Origin of the sequence: Vibrio mexicanus (genome assembly GCF_001012815.1) — a bacterium.
Classification (GTDB): Bacteria; Pseudomonadota; Gammaproteobacteria; order Enterobacterales; family Vibrionaceae; genus Vibrio; species Vibrio mexicanus.
This window is the reverse complement of sequence record NZ_JYJP01000006.1, coordinates 1-3,555: the sequence shown is the minus strand read 5'-3', so window position 1 is coordinate 3,555 and position 3,555 is coordinate 1. Positions and strand designations below refer to the sequence as shown.

Genomic DNA, 3,555 nt, shown 5'->3' with positions numbered 1-3,555 from the left:
AAAAATGCCACGCGTTGAGGGTCTGCTTGAATTGCTTGTTATGTAATTACATGTTCGGACTTTATTGTTGCCCCCAGACTACTAAAAACGCCCTTGCACTCAAGGTTCTTTTGATGGGTTTGAGTGCGAAAGCCAAATTCCTAGGTGGGGGAGTTGCAACAATTTCAGAACAGTGATTTTCAGCGAATGACTTAGCTTTTAAACCAGAGAAGCAAGCCGAAACAACCTTACCAAGTGAGATGTGCTTTTGTAGGCCTTGAATCATTGCGAAGAAGCCAAACAAGAACGAAGAACCGTAACCCCAAGAATTGAGAAGATGTTTAGCTCTTCGACGGACTAAGCAACATTGAAAATCAGCCTGTTACATAACGCCGCAATAAGCGGTGACATACACGTGCTATGTTTGAGCGCAAGCGAGTCGGCACGCGTATGGAATCCGACTTAATTGCTTTGTTATGTGCGCACTAAAGACATTGGTACGAACCGAATTCCGTTGAACTCTGCTTCTTCACCTGTTGCTACGAAACCATTGCGATTGTAGAACCCAACAGCATTCACCGATGAACGTAGGCTAACTTCACGAGCGTCTGTCTGATTGAGCAAATGATTCAATAAACTACGACCTAAACCTGATCCCTGCTGTGAATTTGCAACAAACAAATGTGTTAGGTAATTCCCGTCACGCAAAGCGGCAAAACCAAGCAATTCCCCACCCGATACCGCCTTAATTGATGAAAACTTCTCATTATCAAAAGTAGTCGCTAAGTCAGGTAAAACTCTATCCCTATACTCTTGCTTTCCTTGTGCATTAAGCAATGGAAGCACATCCTTATTTGAAACCTCTGAAACAAGTTTTGTTACTGCGTCCAAATCTGGTTCTAAAACTTTCTGAATTTCCATATTTCCTCCGAGCACATAACGCCTTGTTAACGGGCAAAAAACCAGTGTGCCATACTTTGAAGCGAAGCGAAAAATGGCATACGTTTTTTGTCCCTGTTGAACAACTTGTTATGTATTGTTTCGCGAGTGGTTGTAGATAGCTCCGATTGCTGCCAAAGATACGCCAACGATTGTTGCACTAATAGCAGAGTATGTCCCAGCTTGATGAGCAGAGAGTATGGATAGACTTAATGATTGTTCTATAGCCGTGAAGCTGTAGTAGGAACCAATGGCTATGCCAGAAAGACCACCAATTAGTCCTAAGGTTTTTCCTGTTTTCATCGTAAATTCCTTTTTACTTTAGATACATAACGCCTTGCTAACGGGCGATAACGCTATACCACCCAACTTAATTATTGTGCCATAAACACGGAGCTAAATTTGCGACTGAGTTCGCCAAGCGTTAGGAGTCCCTGTTAAGCAATTTGTTATGTTTAACATGCACCGAACTGTATTAGCTGCTTTCTTAATGCCGACAGTTCGTCTTCTAATGCGCTGACATATACTTTTAAACAGAGGCATTTGATGAGTTTTTGTACTTGCCTTTGTTCCAGCTGTTCATTTCACGTTTAGCTTGATTGAGTTGTTGTTCCTTCGAGGTTATCGTGTCGAGTAATTCTTGCTTTGTCATATATTGAACCTTATTCATTTCCCACGCTTTACAATCGCTTCTTCATTTCCGCGAAGATATGAACCACAAGGGCCAGAGTACTTAAACTTCCACTTGTCATTTTCCAGTACTACTGATTCTTTTATTGCCTTTACATTGTTCTGAAGATAACCAACTTCTAGCTCATTCTCAGAAACTACGTTAAAAACATAGGCATTTGTAGATTCACCAACAATTATCCAATGACCAACTTCTACTTTTGCTGTTTTCATAAATACCTCTTGTTGATTACTTAAACATAACGATCGAGTTAACGAGTGAGCCATGCCCGGTCATCCGAACTCAACCGTAACTCCGTAATCACTTGAATCAAATCAGAACACTGTACTTAAAGGCATGGGGAATCTCGTTCAACGACTTGTTATGTTCCGAAACCACCACGCTATAAAGTGTCCACTGAACTGGCTAGCTGGGACCAAACTCCATTGGACCAACAAAATCGAAGCTGAGGTGGACTTAATCACTCTACCTCAAATCATCCGTGGGTCTGCCTTAACTGCAGTTAGGCTGCCCTAAGGTGCTTTGAGGCTAGCATGAATATTAAGCACACTCATCCTTCTTTGTTTTGCCCATTGACTTTAGGCACATCATATCCCACTTCGTTGTACCCGTTTTCATTGCTGATGTGACTTTCGTGGACATAACGCCGCGTTAAGTGGTGAGCAACGCAGACCACCCTACCTAAACCATTGTGCCGTAAACACTAAATTCAAAGCAAACCAAAAACGCCAAGCGTTGGGAATCCGTCTTAAACGCCTTGTTATGCCTGTCCTAAAACGCGCTCAATAAAAGCTGACTTTTTTCGACGATACTCTTCGTGAGACCAACCTATACAAGACATTTTTAGTTCATTGTATTGTTGAACCAATTCAGGACTTTCACGGAGCTTGTCCCTAAACCCCACAAAGAAGTCAAATTCTGAGCCATTCGCTACGACTTGGAAAGCGACATCTTCACCTGAGCTATTTTCCAGCATGCAAAGCTCTGGAGTCCTTAAAGTATTGGATTTTTCGTTGAAACCTAAAGTAGAAAGTAACTTCACTGCTTTTTCTAGCTCGTTACCGTTAACACCAACAAGTATGTCTAGATCTCCCTTAGATACAGCATTAGGGATTGAAGAAGCTCCAATATGCTCAATTGTTGCATCTGGAAGTAAAGCAGCTATCTGAAGTTCGTACTTACGATAGAGGTTTTCACAAGACGCCTGATACTCATCTGCTTTGTAAAACTGCATATTTTCTCCCAAAAGGCATAACGCCCAATTAAGGGGTGAACAACGCCATCACCCAACCTAACGCATTGTGCCATAAACACTAAAACTGAAGTAGAAGCAAAAGTGCCAAGCGTTGTGAACCCTCTTAAATTGCTTGTTATAGCGCTTGTACTATTCACCTTGCCAGATTAACTCTAACCTCAGACCTGATGGGTCATTAAACATCATATGCTTGCGAGGACCACCAGATAAGAGCTCTGGTGCAAACTCAATCTGACATTGGGGATGAGCTTCAATTTTTTTATACAATTCGTTGAGTTTAGATTCTGACGCTACCTGTATAGCTAAATGATGTAAGCCTACATTTCTTTTGCGATCAAATTCGACACCATTGAGCTAAAATCTACCTGCCAAAGTGTTAGACGGAGTTTTCCGTCTGAGACTGCTGTTCTAGGGTATGAGGCGTCATATCCAGACTCTTTCCAGCCAAGAGTATCAACGAATAAAGATTTACTCGCTTCTAAGTCACTCACGGATAACCCGAGATGATTAAGACCAATCGTTTCTGACATTTTACTTTCCTTGTATTCGCAATAGTCGATTGCGCTATAACGCCAAGCTAAGTGGCTAACAAACCTGCCACCCCGCTCAATTGACCACCTTAAACACCCGACTAAACCAAACCAAAAATGCCGAGCGTTTGTTAGTCCGCCTTAAGCGCATTGTTAGTTTG

Annotated in this window: 6 protein-coding genes; all 6 read right to left on the bottom strand. The window is 42.0% G+C overall.

All coding sequences use genetic code 11. The features are described from left to right. Positions 1–453: 453 nt before the first annotated feature. Positions 454–900 carry a GNAT family N-acetyltransferase gene (locus UA76_RS01295; protein ID WP_047042334.1) on the bottom strand — a complete coding sequence of 149 codons (447 nt, stop codon included), beginning with the start codon at positions 898–900 and terminating at the stop codon, positions 454–456. A gap of 108 nt (positions 901–1,008) precedes the next feature. Next, positions 1,009–1,221, bottom strand: coding sequence for a hypothetical protein (locus tag UA76_RS01290; protein ID WP_047042333.1), 213 nt, complete (start codon positions 1,219–1,221; stop codon positions 1,009–1,011). A gap of 226 nt (positions 1,222–1,447) precedes the next feature. Then, positions 1,448–1,570 (bottom strand): hypothetical protein, encoded by a 123-nt coding sequence (locus UA76_RS25095; RefSeq protein WP_272945991.1) that lies wholly within the window; start codon positions 1,568–1,570, stop codon positions 1,448–1,450. A gap of 14 nt (positions 1,571–1,584) precedes the next feature. Further along, complete coding sequence (locus UA76_RS01285) at positions 1,585–1,821, bottom strand: hypothetical protein (protein WP_047042331.1); 237 nt, start codon at positions 1,819–1,821, stop codon at positions 1,585–1,587. 548 nt (positions 1,822–2,369) lie between these two features. Further along, on the bottom strand, positions 2,370–2,843 hold the full coding sequence (locus UA76_RS01280; protein ID WP_047042329.1) for a GrpB family protein: 474 nt from the start codon (positions 2,841–2,843) through the stop codon (positions 2,370–2,372). A 338-nt stretch (positions 2,844–3,181) separates the two neighbouring features. Further along, positions 3,182–3,394 (bottom strand): VOC family protein, encoded by a 213-nt coding sequence (locus UA76_RS23945; RefSeq protein ID WP_202906893.1) that lies wholly within the window; start codon positions 3,392–3,394, stop codon positions 3,182–3,184. Positions 3,395–3,555: the final 161 nt, after the last annotated feature.

Coding starts and splice junctions, on each gene's coding strand:
- UA76_RS01295 (WP_047042334.1), bottom strand. CDS start 900: ATGGAAATTCAGAAAGTTTTAGAACCAGATTTGGACGCAGTAACAAAA.
- UA76_RS01280 (WP_047042329.1), bottom strand. CDS start 2,843: ATGCAGTTTTACAAAGCAGATGAGTATCAGGCGTCTTGTGAAAACCTC.
- UA76_RS23945 (WP_202906893.1), bottom strand. CDS start 3,394: ATGTCAGAAACGATTGGTCTTAATCATCTCGGGTTATCCGTGAGTGAC.
- UA76_RS01290 (WP_047042333.1), bottom strand. CDS start 1,221: ATGAAAACAGGAAAAACCTTAGGACTAATTGGTGGTCTTTCTGGCATA.
- UA76_RS01285 (WP_047042331.1), bottom strand. CDS start 1,821: ATGAAAACAGCAAAAGTAGAAGTTGGTCATTGGATAATTGTTGGTGAA.
- UA76_RS25095 (WP_272945991.1), bottom strand. CDS start 1,570: ATGACAAAGCAAGAATTACTCGACACGATAACCTCGAAGGAACAACAA.